The organism is Ruegeria sp. G2, assembly GCF_056533505.1.
Genome location: NZ_JBQFON010000011.1, coordinates 93,574 through 110,123, shown reverse-complemented (window position 1 = coordinate 110,123; position 16,550 = coordinate 93,574). Strand labels below are relative to the sequence as shown.

General features: G+C 56.0%; 10 protein-coding genes. All 10 read left to right on the top strand.

The window, feature by feature from the left end; translation table 11 throughout:
* Positions 1-4: 4 nt before the first annotated feature.
* Positions 5-1,882 (top strand): type VI secretion system baseplate subunit TssF, encoded by a 1,878-nt coding sequence (gene tssF, locus ACR0DU_RS18355; protein WP_170543733.1) that lies wholly within the window; start codon positions 5-7, stop codon positions 1,880-1,882.
* Complete coding sequence (gene tssG, locus ACR0DU_RS18350) at positions 1,846-2,922, top strand: type VI secretion system baseplate subunit TssG (protein WP_480876435.1); 1,077 nt, start codon at positions 1,846-1,848, stop codon at positions 2,920-2,922. Before tssF ends, tssG begins: the two co-directional genes overlap by 37 nt.
* Entirely contained in the window at positions 2,919-5,636 is a 2,718-nt protein-coding gene (gene tssH / locus ACR0DU_RS18345; RefSeq protein WP_480876433.1) for a type VI secretion system ATPase TssH, read from the top strand. Before tssG ends, tssH begins: the two co-directional genes overlap by 4 nt.
* A gap of 62 nt (positions 5,637-5,698) precedes the next feature.
* On the top strand, positions 5,699-6,934 hold the full coding sequence (locus ACR0DU_RS18340) for a hypothetical protein (RefSeq protein ID WP_010443402.1): 1,236 nt from the start codon (positions 5,699-5,701) through the stop codon (positions 6,932-6,934).
* Between the two features lie 63 nt (positions 6,935-6,997).
* The gene (locus ACR0DU_RS18335; RefSeq protein WP_170472001.1) at positions 6,998-7,855 is read left to right on the top strand and encodes an ion transporter; all 858 of its coding nucleotides are present in this window, start codon (positions 6,998-7,000) and stop codon (positions 7,853-7,855) included.
* The gene (gene tssB, locus ACR0DU_RS18330) at positions 7,848-11,996 is read left to right on the top strand and encodes a type VI secretion system contractile sheath small subunit (protein ID WP_480876431.1); all 4,149 of its coding nucleotides are present in this window, start codon (positions 7,848-7,850) and stop codon (positions 11,994-11,996) included. Before ACR0DU_RS18335 ends, tssB begins: the two co-directional genes overlap by 8 nt.
* 34 nt (positions 11,997-12,030) lie before the next feature.
* The gene (locus tag ACR0DU_RS18325; protein ID WP_010443405.1) at positions 12,031-14,136 is read left to right on the top strand and encodes a type VI secretion system Vgr family protein; all 2,106 of its coding nucleotides are present in this window, start codon (positions 12,031-12,033) and stop codon (positions 14,134-14,136) included.
* An 11-nt stretch (positions 14,137-14,147) separates the two neighbouring features.
* On the top strand, positions 14,148-14,759 hold the full coding sequence (locus tag ACR0DU_RS18320; protein ID WP_480876429.1) for a DUF6931 family protein: 612 nt from the start codon (positions 14,148-14,150) through the stop codon (positions 14,757-14,759).
* 2 nt (positions 14,760-14,761) lie between these two features.
* Positions 14,762-15,070 (top strand): PAAR domain-containing protein, encoded by a 309-nt coding sequence (locus ACR0DU_RS18315; protein WP_010443407.1) that lies wholly within the window; start codon positions 14,762-14,764, stop codon positions 15,068-15,070.
* Positions 15,071-15,080: 10 nt separating this feature from the next.
* Positions 15,081-16,538: a type VI secretion system-associated FHA domain protein TagH gene (gene tagH, locus ACR0DU_RS18310; protein ID WP_480876427.1), complete on the top strand. Its 1,458-nt coding sequence runs from the start codon at positions 15,081-15,083 to the stop codon at positions 16,536-16,538.
* Positions 16,539-16,550: the final 12 nt, after the last annotated feature.

Genomic DNA, 16,550 nt, shown 5'->3' with positions numbered 1-16,550 from the left:
CGCGATGGATACCCGCCTGCTCAAACACTACGAAACTGAACTGGCCTTTCTTCGCGAAATGGGGGCAGAGTTCGCTGCCGCTTATCCCAAGATCGCGTCCCGTCTGGGGATGGAAGGGATCGAAGTTGTCGATCCCTATGTAGAACGCCTGCTAGAGGGGAGCGCTTTTCTGGCGGCACGCGTGCAGTTGGAACTGGAAATGCAGTTCCCGACATTCACGTCGAACCTTCTGGAAATTGTCTATCCGCATTATCTGGCCCCGACTCCATCCATGATGATTGCGCAGTTTGAACCGGACGTTGGTAATGCAGCCCTCAAAGAGGGCTATACGATTTCACGTGGTGCGACGTTGCGTTCTTACTTGGCAGAAGGGGAGCAGACCGCGTGTGAATTCAGGACCTCGGCCGACATGACGCTGTGGCCGATTGAGATTACCGAAGCCGAATACATTGACGGGCGCGGTGAACTGGTCGCAGCAGGTGTGGCCAAGGAAACTGACGCCCGGGCTGGCATCCGGTTGCGTTTGAGACGCACCGACGGCGAACCTATGGCAGAACTGGGTTTGGACGATCTTGTGCTGCATCTGGACACCCAGAGCGGCAAGGCATGGGCGCTTCATGAATTGCTGGCGACTCAATGCGTAGGCCTGACAGGGCGGTCGACAGATCGGCGTGCGGACTGGACCGTTCGCCTAAACCAGGCAGATGTTATCCCCAAAGGGTTCGAGCCTGACGAAGCTTTGCTGCCGACACCGCGCCAATCCTTTGACGGCTATCGTCTGTTGCAGGAATATTTCGCAATGCCCGAACGTTTCCTGTTCGTCGAATTGACCGGCTTGCAACAGGCTTTGAAACAGTCGGCGGGCAGTGATGTTGATATTTATATCCTGCTGCAGGACGGGATGCGCGATGTCGCTCCGGCGGTTACGCCTGCGGCATTTGCGCTGAACACAGTTCCGGCTGTCAATCTGTTTCACCGCCGATGTGACCGGGTTCATATCACGCAAATGGACACCGAGCACCATGTTGTGCCGAACCGGACAGCTGGTTTGGATTATGAGATATTTTCGATTGATCGCGTGACCGGGATTCAGTCCGATGAAGAAGGGGACATTCCTTTCCGCCCGTTCTACAGCGACACCGATCTGACAGCTGCGGGCGATAACCACTCGGCCTATTACACGGTCAAGCGTCGGATGCGGCAACGGAACGAAAAAGAACGGTTGCGCGGAGTTCGCACATCTTATCTGGGCTCCGAAGTGTATCTGACGCTGGTAGATCGGGCTCAGGCTCCTTACCCCGGATCGCTTGACCAGTTGGCGGTTGAGGCGCTGTGCTCGAACCGGGATCTTCCTATGCTGCTTGCAGCGGGAGGGACAGATGTGTTCCATCTGCCAGAAGGTGGGCCAGTTAAATCGGTACGCACACCCGTAACCCCAACTCGACCTCATGCGACGTTGGCTCAGGGGGATGCAGCCTGGAAATTAATCAGCCATTTGAGCCTGAACTATCTTTCGATCTCTGGTGATGGCGCGGAAGGCGGTGCAGGCGCGCTGCGCGAGTTGTTGGGGATCTATGCTCCTCTGGGAAATAGGGTGACCGAAAAACAGTTGGAGGGCGTGGCGTCTGTTACCAGTCGCCCAATCGTGCGTCGGATGAGCGACGAAGTGCTCAGCACAGCCGTGCGCGGTCTGGAGATCACGTTGGGGTTTGATGAAAGCTTTTACGAAGGCACCAGCGTATATGTTCTGGGTGCCGTGCTTGAACGGTTCTTCCGTAAATATACGACGATCAACAGTTTCACGGAAACCGTTCTGAAAACCGAAAGACGAGGAGAGATTGCCAGATGGCGACCAGCAGCCGGCCTGGGCAGGATCATTTGAGCCTGCTTGCCGCGCTGGCGGCAGACCCTGAAAGGCATCATGTCTTTCAGGCGCTTCGGGTGATCGAGGCGCATTATTCCGATGCACCGAGGTTGGGCGAATCCCGCCGTCCGCGCGAAGACAAAGTGCGGTTGGGACAGGATGTGTCGCTGGCCTTTCCTCCCAATACTCTAACCCGTTTTGAACCGGCGTCAGAAAACGCTCCCGGGAAGCTGAACAACCTATTCTTTGGATTCTTCGGCCCGCAAGGCCCTTTGCCGTTGCACTTGACGGAATTCGCCCGCGACCGGCAACGTAATCACCGCGATCCTACTTTTGTCGCTTTTGCCGACATGCTGACGCACCGAATGATGAGCTTGCTGTACCGCGCATGGTCAGTAGCCGAACCGGCCCCCAGCTTCGATCGTGGGGATGATCCGTTCGAACAGCGGGTGGCTGCTTTGGCCGGTTTTAAAGGGCAGTCGTTCGTAGATCGCGATGCGATGTCGGACATTCTACGCCGATTTTTCGCCGGGCATCTGGGATCGGGCACCAAGACAGCTGAAGGTCTGATCGCGATACTGTCCGACTATTTCGGCGTCGAGGCACACATCCAACAATTTGTAGGATCCTGGTTGGAACTTGAGCCCGATGATACCTGGCAACTGGGTGGGCCCGCTCGTCTGGGACAGTCAACCAGCATCGGGAGCCGGGTTTGGTCTCGGTCGGCCAAATTTCGAATCCGGATAGGGCCGGTTTCACTAGAAGACTACAAACGCCTGCTTCCCGGCGGCCTGTCGCAGCAGCGGTTAGAGGCGATCCTACGCACCTATGTCGGCGACACTCTGGATTGGGAGATCAATCTGGTTCTGGCCGGTGACGAAGTGCCCCGCGCATCGCTGGGCGGCACGACACAGCTGGGTCACACAAGCTGGATCAAAAGCCGCGATGAAGCGGACAAAACCCAGCCGGATGCAGATGATCTGATTCTGTACCCCGGCTACACGACACAAGAATTCGAGGCCAAAGAACTGGCCCCCAACGAGAGGTATTGGATATGACGGAAATCAGCCGTGTTTCGCTTTTCGGCAAGCTAAACAAGCTGGGCTATCAAGCGATCGAAGGGGCCACTGTATTTTGCAAGATGCGGGGCAATCCTTATGTCGAGATCCAGCATTGGTTGCATCAAATCCTCAATGGCCAAGACAGCGACATTCACCGGATCATCCAGCACTATGATCTGGATCCGGGCAAGATCGCGTCGGAACTGACCCGCAGTCTGGATATGCTGCCGCGCGGGGCGTCCTCGATCTCGGACCTCTCCGACCACTTAATGGATGCGATGGAACGCGGCTGGGTCTGGGGGTCGCTTTTGTACTCCGATAGCAAAGTACGCACGGGTTATCTGATTTTGGGCATGCTCAAGACGCCCGCACTACGCAATATTCTGGGCAGTATGTCGCCCGAGCTCGCGAAGATAGGCGCAGATGATCTGGCCGACAGCTTTGCTGAGGCCACAGATGGTTCTCCTGAGGATACGTTGGGCGCACAGGATGGTTCCAATGTTGGGGGCGGTGCCGAACCTGGTGAGGCCAGCAGTGCGATGGCACCCGGCGCGATGGGTAAGGGTGAGGCTTTGGAGCAGTTCTGCACTGACCTGACCGATCAGGCGCGCAACGGCGAGATCGATCCGATTGTGGGTCGCGATGAGGAAATCCGTCAGATCGTCGACGTGTTAATGCGCCGCCGTCAGAACAACCCGATTCTAACTGGTGAGGCTGGCGTCGGTAAAACGGCTGTGGTTGAAGGGTTTGCGCTGCGGATTGCCCGTGGTGACGTGCCACCTGCATTGAAGGATGTGCGCTTACTGGTGTTGGATGTGGGTCTCTTACAGGCCGGGGCCTCGATGAAGGGAGAGTTCGAAAACCGCCTGCGTCAGGTGATTGACGAGGTGCAGGCCAGCCCGACGCCGATCGTAATGTTTGTTGATGAAACGCATACATTGGTTGGTGCTGGTGGAGCCGCAGGGACAGGGGATGCGGCCAACCTTCTGAAACCAGCGCTCGCGCGTGGTACATTGCGTACAATCGGCGCGACTACATGGGCTGAATACAAGAAATACATCGAGAAAGACCCAGCCCTGACCCGGCGTTTTCAGGTCGTGCATGTTGAAGAGCCAGATATTCCAAAAGCTGTTCTGATGATGCGCGGTATCGCCTCGATGCTGGAGAAACACCATCGTGTGCAAGTTCTGGACGAAGGGATCGAGGCGGCGGTGACGCTTTCGGCTCGCTACATCCCCGCGCGTCAGTTACCCGACAAATCAGTCAGCCTTCTGGACACCGCCTGTGCCCGCGTTGCGGTATCCCAGCACGCGGTTCCGGCGGAAGTCGACGACAGCCAACGGCGGATCGAAGCATTGACGACTGAGTTGGAGATTATCGAGCGGGATGAGACAGCAGGATATGACGTAGCCGATCGGCGCGAAGCGGTGAATGCCGCGAAAGTGGCCGAGGAAGGGCGTCTGGCAGAATTGACTGGACGTTGGGACGCCGAGAAAAAGGTGGTTGAAGAAATTCTCGACCTGCGCGCCAAGCTGCGCGAGGGTGGTCAGGAGGTTGAAGGAACTGGAACAGCCGAGGGTGAAGCCGCGACCGATGAAGCCCCGGATACGCAACCCATCGACCGGGAGGCACTGCTGGCCGAATTGAAGGCCAAGAATGCAGAACTGGAAGTGTTACAAGGTGATAGCCCGCTGATTCTGCCCATCGTGGATCATCAGGCGGTGGCCAGCGTCGTCGGTGACTGGACAGGTATCCCTGTCGGCCGCATGGTCAAAGACGAAATCGAGACCATCCTGAATCTCGAAGAACGGCTGGCCAAGCGTGTGATCGGTCAGGACCACGCGATGAAGATGATCGCCAAGCGGGTTCAAACCAGCCGTGCCGGACTGGACAATCCGAACAAACCGATCGGGGTGTTCATGCTCGCTGGCACCAGTGGTGTTGGCAAAACGGAAACTGCACTGGCACTGGCCGAGGTTTTGTACGGTGGCGAACAGAACGTCATTACGATCAACATGTCCGAATATCAGGAAGCTCATACCGTCAGCAGTTTGAAAGGAGCACCTCCGGGTTATGTCGGCTACGGCGAAGGCGGTGTGCTGACCGAAGCGGTAAGACGCAAACCGTATTCGGTAGTTCTGTTGGATGAGGTCGAAAAGGCGCATCCTGATGTACACGAAATTTTCTTTCAGGTCTTCGACAAGGGCGTGATGGAAGATGGCGAGGGTCGCGTAATTGATTTCAAGAATACTTTGATTCTGCTGACTTCGAATGTCGGGACCGAGATGATCATGGATATGTGTGCGGACCCCGACTTGATGCCCGACCCCGAGGGGATGGCCAAAGCGCTCCGTGATCCGCTGCTCAAGGTTTTCCCGCCCGCGCTTTTGGGACGTTTGGTCACGATCCCCTACTACCCGCTGAGCCCCGAAATGTTGGGCGAGATCACCAAACTGCAACTGGGCCGGATCAAAAAACGTGTTCAGGACGCTCATGGCGTGCCCTTTGAATACTCTGACTCAGTGGTCGAAGAGATCGTCAACCGTTGCCAGGAATTGGACAGCGGAGGTCGCATGATCGACGCGATTGTGACCAATACGATGCTGCCTGATATCTCGGCTGAGTTTCTTCGTCGTATGATGGAAGGGCACGAAGTTTCAAAAGTGGTGATCGAGGTCACAGACGGCGAATTCACTTATGGGTTTGACTGACAAAGGCCGCCATTCGGACGGATCATAACTCAATAGAATATCGCCAGTGGAGGAGTCCCAAGATGGCAAAGACTACAGTTACGAAGCACAAGTTTTACGTCGTCGATCTGATCCGGTCGAAGCCAAAGCTTGAATACATCGAAATCCCGAAATACCGGGTTGATGTAGAATTCGAGATCACGAAATCGGGTAAGCTGAAAAAGCCCGCGCCGGTACCCTCAACCGCGCTGAAACGTCTGGAAGATGCCGGCATGAAGGTGCTGGAGGATTACGAAAAGACGATCACTCAAGAGGCTGTCCGGCTCGACAAAAAAGTCGGGGAGTTGATGAAGACGCCTGGGAAAAAATCCCAGGACGAGGCGGAAAAGCTGATCCAGGGCGTCAATCAGTCGATCAAGAATGCCATGGCCTCCGCCGAAGGTGCGGCCAAGGTGGCGATCGAAAAGAAGCTGAAAGACGAAGCGAACAAAGACAAGCTGCTGAAAGAGGCACGCATAAAAACCACGGTGAAAGTAACCATGGGCGTCATCAAGATCAGTGGCGCAGTCGCGAGGTTGGTGGCATCTTCGGGCGCAGATGCGATGGCCTACAAGACCATTGCCAAGCAAGTGTATTCTCTGGGCAAGGAGCTTCAGCAACAGCTCAAGGGTGAGGAAAAGCTGCGCAAGGATCTGTATAAGGCAATCCAGAATTACATGAAGTTGCGTGAATCTGTCATCATGCAGGCGGCCGAGCGACAGGGTATCACGGATACATCCGGTATTTCGCCGAAAAAGCCGTTGGAGGCGATTAAGAAATTCACCGCCAAAGCTATTGCGATGGGTGAGGAAGTTACAAAGGGCAAAGACCCCAAGACTATCGCCAAGAATATGCTGGACTTCGCAGCGAAAGCGGTGAAAGGCAAGGCAGAGGACGCAAAGAAAGCGCGCGAGAAATACCGCGAGCATACGACGAAGACACGTCATAAAGTGGATGATCTGGGCGCTTCGGCAGACAAATTGATGAAGGCGGCCAGAGGCTCCAAGACCCTCAAAGAAGGGATCAAGTTGGGCGCTGAATGTATGAACGTCAAACGCTCGGCCAGTGAACTTTCAAAGAAGCTGGAAGATCGCGAGAATTTTCTAAATGATATGAACGCGTTGATGGAAGGCAATGGTCTGAAAGTGGATGACACCGCGATCATCGACAAGATCAAGGCGTTGGACAAGAAAACCATCGCGACGGAAGCCAAGAACATGTTCACCAACATCAAGACCGTGAAAGGTATGATCGACAATATCAGCGACGCTGTAGGTTGATCGAACCCTGACACGTTGGGCGCGCCACTTGTGCGCCCAACAGATGCTAGACGACAGGAGGCCATGTTGGATACCGGTATCGAGAAGAGCGAAACGCTCCGCGACACCGTGCGTGCATTTGTTGAACGCAAGGCTGTGACCAACACCATTCTTGGCGTGATCATTTTCAATGCGATCACGCTGGGATTGTCGACCTCGGCGTCCATACAGGCCAGTGTTGGCCATCTCCTGACCACGTTTGACAGCATCGTCCTAGGTATTTTCGTAGCCGAGTTGCTGCTGAAATTTTATGCTTACCGGCTGAGTTTCTTCAGAAATGCATGGAACATCTTTGATCTTGTGGTCGTAACACTGGGCCTGTTGCCCAATCGCGATGGCCTTTCGGCCTTGCGAGGGCTGCGGGTCATTCGCGCCATGCGCCTTTTGTCAGTCATTCCGCAGATGCGCGCTGTGGTACAGGCGTTGCTTGATGCGTTGCCGGGCATGGGCGCAGTGATCATCATGATCTCGATCGTGTTCTATGTCTTTGCTGTCATGGCTACGCTGATGTATGGCCCCGATTTTCCCGAATGGTTCGGCACGCTGGGCCGGTCTTTGTATTCGCTGTTCCAGATCATGACGCTGGAAAGCTGGTCGATGGGCATCGTGCGTCCCGTGATGGAAACACATCCAACTGCGTGGTTATTCTTTGTCCCATTTATAGTCATAACTGCGTTCTCAGTGTTGAACCTGTTCATTGGTTTACTGGTCAATACGATGCAGTCAGCGGTCGAAGACGAGTCGGTCGAAGAGTTTTCGCATCTTCGTGAACTGGTACGCAGCGAAACGGACATAGTTGATGATCGCGTTAAGGAACTGCTGGTCGAAGTGAAAGCGTTGCGTCGCGAAGTTGCGGAGTTGAAAGGGCAGGGCGATGGCTGACAGTTCTCAGAAATTCATTGCACGCAACAGGGCGCCGCGGGTTCAGATCGAATACGATGTCGAATTGTACGGGGCCGAGAAAAAGGTTCAGCTACCGTTCGTGATGGGAGTTCTGAGTGATCTGTCCGGGAAGTCTAAGGCCGAAGCCGTCTCGATTTCTGACCGCAAATTTCTCGAGATCGACGTCGACAATTTCGATGAACGCATGAAGGCGATGGCTCCTCGTGTTGCGTTTTCGGTGCCCAATACTCTGACCGGTGATGGCAATCTGTCGGTGGACCTGACATTTGAGAAGATGGGTGATTTCAACCCGGCTCAGATCGCGGCCAAGATTGAACCCCTGCAGAAACTACTGGACGCGCGCACTCAGCTAGCCACGCTTATGGCCTATATGGACGGCAAGGCCGGAGCCGAGGCGTTGATCGAAAAGATTCTGGCCGATCCTGGACTGTTGGCGACGCTGGCAAGCGGCCCGGTTGAAGATCCTGACCCAGCGTCGACACTGGATGCATTGCGGGAGTTGGCCCCCGAGGACGCTCCCGAGGATCACTCAGTGGCCGAGGCATTGGCGACGCTGCCCCAAACCGAGGTCGTCGAACATCCGGATGAGACGTCAGACGTCTTATCGAACCTATCTGTCAATGCTCCCGAAGACCCGCCTGAGGATACGTCCCTGGACGATGCTTTGGCTTCATTACCGGAAGCGATTGCAAGCGACGACGAAACCGACATGACCGCTGGCGTGCTGTCTGATCTGGCAGGTGCAACCCCCGAAGAGGCCGTAGAAGATACTTCGGTTGAAGACGCCTTGTCTTCAGTTCCAGACATGGCAGAAGACGAGGCGCAAGATGAGGCAGCAGGCATTTTGTCCGACCTCGCAGATCAGGCCTCAGATGCTGTTGCCGAGGACAATTCCCTAGAAGAGGCGCTATCGTCCCTCCCAGAGACAGAAGAAGCAACCGAAACCGATTATTCCGAAATCCTGTCTGACCTTGCCGAAGCAGAGCCGGAGGTCGAGTCTGAAGACAGTGGTGTTGATGATCTGCTTGGTGAACTTGCCGAAATGGCGCCGGTTGAGGACACCGCGAAGGATAGTTTAGCCAGCGATGCTCTGGCGTCGCTGCCTGATGTTGTCGAAGCCGAGGACATCGACGACAGCAGTGACATCCTGTCCGATCTCGCTGATGCTGCGCCAGATGATGCCCTGGATGACAGCACTGTAGATGGCCTGCTGAGCGACCTCGCGGATTTGGCACCGGTTGACGAAGCGCTGGAGGATACCTCCTCAGCAGACGCGTTGGCCTCGCTACCGGTCGTTGAAGAGGCCGATGACGACGACGAGAGTGATGACATACTATCCGACCTTGCCGACGCTGCGCCCGAGGAGGACACTGAAGACAGCAGCATCGATGATCTTTTGGGCGATATTGCCGACATGGCACCAGAAGACATGGATCAGGATGATGAATCGGATGATATCCTTGCAGCAATTCCGGATCTCGATAGCGCGGATGACGCAGAAGATTTAGATGATGTTCTCGGCGATCTGGCAGAGAACGTGCCCGAGGAAAGTGCGGATGACGTTGACGATTTGGATGCTTTATTAGGCGATTTGTCAGACAGCGCGACCGAGGAGGAGACCTCGGATGAGGTTGAACTGGACGATCTGCTCGGAGACCTTGCCTTGGATGATGAGGGTTCCGAGGCTACTGCGGAGGAAGCAGACGGGGACGATTTGGAGCTGGATGAACTTTTCGAAGATGACCCGTCAGACGATGACAGTCCCGTATCAGAAGGTGAAGACGACAACCTCGATCTGGACGACCTACTAGACAGCGACGCGACCGAAGGAGAAGACGCTGGGGATACTTCCGAGGCAGATCTCGACGACTTGGATCTGGACAGCCTGCTTGGCGATGACGACACGACCGGCGAAGCAGAAGAAGCTGAAGGCACCGAGACTGATCAGGACGATTTGGATATAGACATTCTGCTGGACGACACGGATGAAGAAGATCCTGTGCCTGATGAGCTGGATGACCTCGATCTGGACGATCTGCTAAGCAGCGACGCGTCTGAGGATGATGACGCGGCGGATACATCCGAGGAAGACCTCGACGATTTGGATTTGGACGACCTGTTCGACGATGATGACTCGTCCGATGACGTATCAGGATCCGAAAGTGCCGAGACTGATCTGGACGATCTTGATTTGGACAGTTTGCTGGATGACTCGGATGAAGCAGAGACTATGTCCGATGACGCAGATGACTTTGATTTGGACGATCTGCTGTCGGACGATGACGAATCCGAGGGCACCGGTAAAGAGGTCGCTTCGGAAGGGGCCAAACCGGATGGGGAACCGATGCTCGCTTTTGGTCGGATGAGCGCCGACAGGCCCGATCCTGAACGCTTGAAGCGTAGCCGTTTTCGTATAGCAGTTTTTGGCGATTTCTCGGGCCGTTCTGCGAGGGGCCAGATCGAGACGGGGGACGCTTTGGCCGCGCGCAAACCGATCCTGCTGGATTCGGATACGGTTGAGGATGTGATCGCCGGCTTCGCCACCACCCTTGTGCTGCCTATCGGGAAGGATGGCGCAGGGATTGAGGTGAAACTGAATGAGCTCGACGACCTGCATCCCGATGAGCTTTACGAAAACGTTGAGCTATTTGAGGGTCTGGCGGGCCTGAAAGGCCAATTGAGTGCCGGAGCAACGGCGGATCATGCGGCAAAACAGTTGACGGCATGGGGAGAGGAATTTGGCCAGGCTGTGGTTCCACCGCGCAAGTCTTCGGGTGGCAACACCGTACGAGCTGATCTGAAACTGAGCGATTTTCAGAAGCTAATCGGTGATACCGGCGGTGAATTGGCGCAACCCTCTCCGGTGGACGATCTGTTGAAGCGCGTGGTTGGGCCGCATATCCACAAACTACCCAGTCCCGATGTCGCCGCTATGCAGACTGCGGTAGATGACGCGCTGAGTACGGCGATGCGGCTGGTTCTGCATCATCCCGAATTTCAGTCAGTCGAGGCGCAATGGCGCAGTCTGGACTTGATCGCCCGCAGCGTCGAAGATGACGATACGCTGGATGTGATCCTCTACGATGTATCCGCTGAAGAAATCGCCGCCGATCTGGCCGCCGAAGAGGATCTGGCCCAAACCGGGCTTGTGCGTTTGCTGACCGAAGAACCCCTGGACGAGGAGAACGGACGCGGGGGATATTCTGCGCTGATCGGTCTTTATACTTTCGAGGAGACACCGCCTCATGCAGAACTTCTCGGGCGCGTGGGCCGGGTTGCAGCACATGTGGATGCACCCTTTATCAGCGCTATTACACCCGCCTATCTGGACATCAAGAAAGACGACCGCCACCCATTGGTGGTCAAGGCTTGGGACACGTTCCGCATGATGCCTGAAGCCGGGCATGTCGGGCTTGCTTCGCCACGCTTTCTGCTGCGTCGGCCATACGGGGCCAATTCCGAACCAATTTATGAGTTTGAATTCGAGGAATTCACCGAGGCTGAAGGATTGCGCGGAATGCTCTGGGCCAATCCAGCGGTGCTAGTGACGATCTTACTTGCACGGTCATTCAAGCAGAATGGCAAAGCGATGAATTTGGGTTCAGTCATGAGCCTTGGTGGAATGCCTTATCATTTCGTAAACGACCGCTATGGCGATCAGATGGCTCTGCCCTGCACCGAGCGCAATATCAGTTTGGACAAGCACGAACATTCGGTTCAGCGCGGTTATATGCCCCTGCTGTCTGTCAAAGGGCGGGATGAGATCAGGCTGGGATCGTTCAACTCGGTCGCTGGTCAGGAGTTGCTAGGGCCGTGGTCAGGCGTCCCGGCTCCGGCGCCATCACCGGATGTGCCGGATGAGCCCGAGGCGGAAGAGGCGGTCTCGGACGATGAGTTTGATATGGATGATCTGGGTCTGGACGATGATTCCGATCCAGATCTTGACCTCGGCGATGACGACACATCGGATCTGGATGACGATGACTTCGACCTGGATATTGAGGACGATGACGCTGGCGGTCTGGATGATTTTCTCTCGGCATTTGATGATGATGCGGGGGATGACGGGGATGAAGATGAAATGGACCCGGAACTGGCGGCTTTGCTGGCCGATCTGTAACGGCGTGTCGAACGAGATTTGGAAGGAACGGTAAATGGCGCAAGGTATGCAAAGTAAAGAGTGGCCCCTTCGGATCACCGGCTCATACAGCTATGGCGAAGACGAGCTTGTCATCCGGCGGGCGATTGTGACGGAAAAGCTGGGCGAGCTAACGGACATTCAGGTCGAGGTTCTGTCGCCGGACAAGTCCATCGCGCTGGACAAGCTGCTGGGCAAGATCATGACCATCCACATGGCCGCCGCCAAGGGGGCCGAGCGCAAGTTCACCGGCACGATTGTTCGCGTTGAACGGCTGGCACTGCGGGATGGCTTTGTACAATTGCTGGCAGAATTGCGACCCTGGTTCTGGATGCTGGATCAGACCACCGACAGCCGCATTTTCCAGAACATGACCGCCGTGCAGATCATCGAAAAAATCTTCGGCGAGTACGCGTTCTCGGACTTCAAAAAGAGTCTGAGCGCCAGTTATCAGCAGCGGGAATACTGCGTGCAGTACCGGGAAACCGACTTCGATTTCATCTCGCGTCTGATGCAGGAAGAGGGCATCTATTATTATTTCGACTACGCGAATGCCGAGCGTAAGCTGGAAACGCTCGTGCTGTGCGACGATGTTTCCGCGCACAAGCCCATCGAAGGCATATCGACGGTCGAATATCGCCCAGGCGATGACTATAAACAGCGCCTGCCGGATTGCGTGTCGGAATGGGCTAGCTCGCAAGAGGTCGTACCGGGCGTCGTGTCGCTGCGGGATTTCGATTTCAACACGCCGAACGCCAAGCTGGATGTGCGGGCGAACACAAAGACCAAGGCTACGCATAACTACAAAAGCTATGAGCTGTACGATGCACCCGGACATTATTATAAGGAAACCAAGCTCGGCACGACCCGTGCTCAGGTGCGCATGGAGGCCGAAGATGCCCGGTTCGACCGCCGCCGGGGCCGCGCCTCAGTCCGGGCGATGGAGGTGGGCAAAACCTTCACGTTGAAGGAACATCCCGAAAAGGCCCAGAACGATGATTTCCTGATCACCGGGGCTACCTATTACCTGCAGACGACCGAGGGTTACGGGTTCGAGAAGAACTCACAAGACCTTGATACCGGCGCGCTGGAATTCCCCGATGATGGCGGCGAGATGTTCATGGTCGAGTTCGAGGCGCAGCCGAAATCAGTCAAATACCGCTCGCCCCTGACCGCGCCATGGCCCGAGATTTCGGGGCTGCATACCGCCATTGTGACTGGCAAAAGCGGCGAGGAAATCTGGACCGACAAGCACGGGCGCATCAAAGTGCAGTTCCACTGGGATCGCGAAGGCAAGAAAGACGAGAACACGACTTGCTGGGTGCGTGTCGTCACGCCGTGGTCCGGCAAGAACTGGGGGATGGTCAGCATTCCCCGCATTGGTCAGGAGGTGGTGATCCAGTTCGAAGAGGGCGATCCGGACCGGCCGATCTGTACCGGCATGCTGTACAACGCGGACACCATGCCGCCCTATGCGCTGCCTGCCAATCAAACGCAGACCGGGATCAAGACGCGGTCCTCGAAAGGTGGCAGCGCCGAGATGTTCAACGAGCTGATGTTCGAGGACAAAAAGGGCGAAGAACTGGTGCGTTTTCAGGCGCAGAAGGATCATGAAAAGCTGGTCAAGAACATGTCCACCATTACCGTTGGTTATGACAAGCTGGACAAAGGCGGCAACGGCGGCGACGGCTGTCTGAGCCAGGTGGTCAAGAAGAACGTGGATGAAACGATCAAAGAGGGCGACCATACTTTCAAGATTGAAACCGGCAGCCAGACGGTCGAAATCAAGACCGACCAGACCGAAACGGTCGAGGGCAAGTCCACCCGCACCGTGACCGGCAACAACACCGAAACGATCAAGACCGGGAACAAGACAACCACGGTGAACACCGGCAATATTCAGGTCGATGCCAAATCGGGCAAGATTACCGTCACCGCAATGCAGTCGATTGAACTGAAAGTGGGCGGGTCATCGATCAAGCTGGATCCGACAAGCATTACAATCAAGAGTACGATGATCAAGGTTCAGGCGAATGCCAAACTGGATGCAAAAAGCCCGATGACGACTGTGAACGGCGATGCCATGCTGACCCTCAAGGGCGGCCTGACAATGATCAACTAGGGGGCTGACCGATGAGTGAACGATTTGCAGATATGGTCAAGGTCCCGCAGGTACCCGCCGCCCGCATGTTGGCCGACGCCAACGCGCGGCTCAGTGTTGAACTTGATGCCCCGGCCAGCGCTGCAGTGGATGTTGTTCTGGCTGAATTGGATAAAAAGGAAGCTTACATTGATGTACTGCGTCTGTTGGGTGTTGCGCTGCCGCCACGGGAGCGCGTGTGGTGGTCTTGCCTGGCCGCGCGCGATTACATCGGCAAAGCGCCGGACAACAATACCCGCGCTTTAGCTGCATCCGAGGAATGGGTGTTTCGCCCAACGCCCGAAAACCGGCAAAAAGCGGGGGAAACCATTGATCTGGCCGACCCGGATGACGAAACCGTGAATTGTGCCATTGGCGTGCTCTATTCAGATGGTACGCTGGGAACCGGCGATTTAGCGACTATGCCAGCCCCGCTCGGGGCGGCGGAAATCGTGGCCTTTGCAATGAATGTTGTTGCGATGGACAATCACGAAGGCGATTTTGATACCTACCTACAGTTGCTGATTGATCGCGGCGTCGATATTGCTCGGGGTGGGAATGGTAGTCTGGACCGCGACGGTGCCGGTTCAGGGACGGAGGAATAAACATGGGATTTCCACAGGCCCGTGTAACTGATCTGCACGCATGCACGCTGCCGGCACCGCCGCCAGCGCCTCCTCCTCCTGCGCCGGTACCGATGCCGATCATGCCACCTTGTTGTCCGACCGTTCTGGTTTCAAAACTGCCAGCGGCACGTGTGACAGATTTGGCGACACCTGCATTTCCGCATCCTATATTGAAAGGATCGGCGACGGTGTTGATTGGCAAGCTTCCGGCGGCGCGGGTGATGGATACTTGCGCCTGCGGTGGTCCGATCCTGCCGCCTTGCTGCCCCACCGTTCTGGTTGGAGGATGAAGACAAACGAATGACGGTCACACTAAAATTTCAATCCACCGGCATAGTGCCGGGCGACGGGCGCCCGGTGTCGATGCAGGGGGGTTCTTTGACCGTGGGGCGTGGACCGGCCAATGACCTTGTCCTCCCCGACCCTGAGCGAACACTCAGCAAGAACCATTTTGTCATCGAAGATCACAATGGCAACGTCGTGATTGTGGACTTGTCGACCAACGGCACTTTTCTCAACTACTCTAAGATTGCCCTGGGCCGGACGCCCACACCGCTGAACAATGGCGATGTGCTGACGGCAGGTGGGTATGAAATGGTGGTCGAAATCGGCGCCGACCTGCCGTCGTTCGAAGAGATGATTCCTCAGCCGATGCAACAGGATCGAGTCTCGCCGGGGCAGTCGCAAAATGCGCCTGACCCGTTGGCTCTGCTGGACGATTCGGGGCCGGGCGGGGATTTCCTTGATGATTTGTTGGGGGGTGACGCGCCGAAAGGGCCGGGCCAAATTTCGACGCCTGACCCGATGGATGAGCTGTTGCCGCCTTTGGATGATGACGACCCATTTTTTGCGAAACCAAAAGATGCGCATCAGGAAATGGGGGCCAGCGATCCGATGCACAATCCGTCAGCCTCGGATGCGTTTTCGGCTCCAAGCAGTGGCGCAAATCTGATCCCGGATGATTGGGATGATGACCTGCTTTCGCCACAAGGCGCGTCACCCACAGACCCTTTCGGGGGAGCACCACAAAACCCGGCTCCGCCGCCAACTAAACCGACACCGGGTGGGCAGGCTGATGCACCACCACCGATCCCCAAACCCGAAGCTGCATCTTCCGAACCTGCGCCGGAGCAAGCAAAAGTGGACGTACAGGCCGCTATGCCTGTCGCGACTGGGGATCAGGCGGCGGCACGCGCTTTGCTTGAGGCGCTTGAGGTGGATGATCTACGTATTGACGATGCTGATCTGCCCGCAACGATGGGCCGGTTGGGCCGTGTGCTGCGAACGATGATTGTTGGTCTGCGCGAGATCCTGATGACGCGCACCTCGATCAAGTCTGAATTCCGGATCGATCAGACGATGATCAGCGCAGGTCGGAATAACCCGTTGAAGTTTTCGATCAGCCCGGAGCAGGCAATCGAAGCGCTCGTGAAACCTCGTGTCAAAGGCTATCTGGCTTCGGAAGAAGCGACCGAGGAGGCGCTGAATGACATCAAGGCGCATGAGATCGCCATGGTGACTGGCATGGAGGCGGCATTGAAAGGCGTGCTGTCTCGTCTTGATCCCGAAGTTTTGGCCGGAAAAATTGAAGGGTCTGGCAAACTTGGGTCACTTTTCAAGGGTAAGAAGACCCAATATTGGGAAGTCTATGAGAAGATGTACGCGGAGATTTCGGATCAGGCAGAGAATGATTTCCACGATCTATTCAGCCGCGAGTTCGCACGTGCCTATAAGGAACAGCTGGAGAAGCTGAAGTAACGTCCAGCTTGG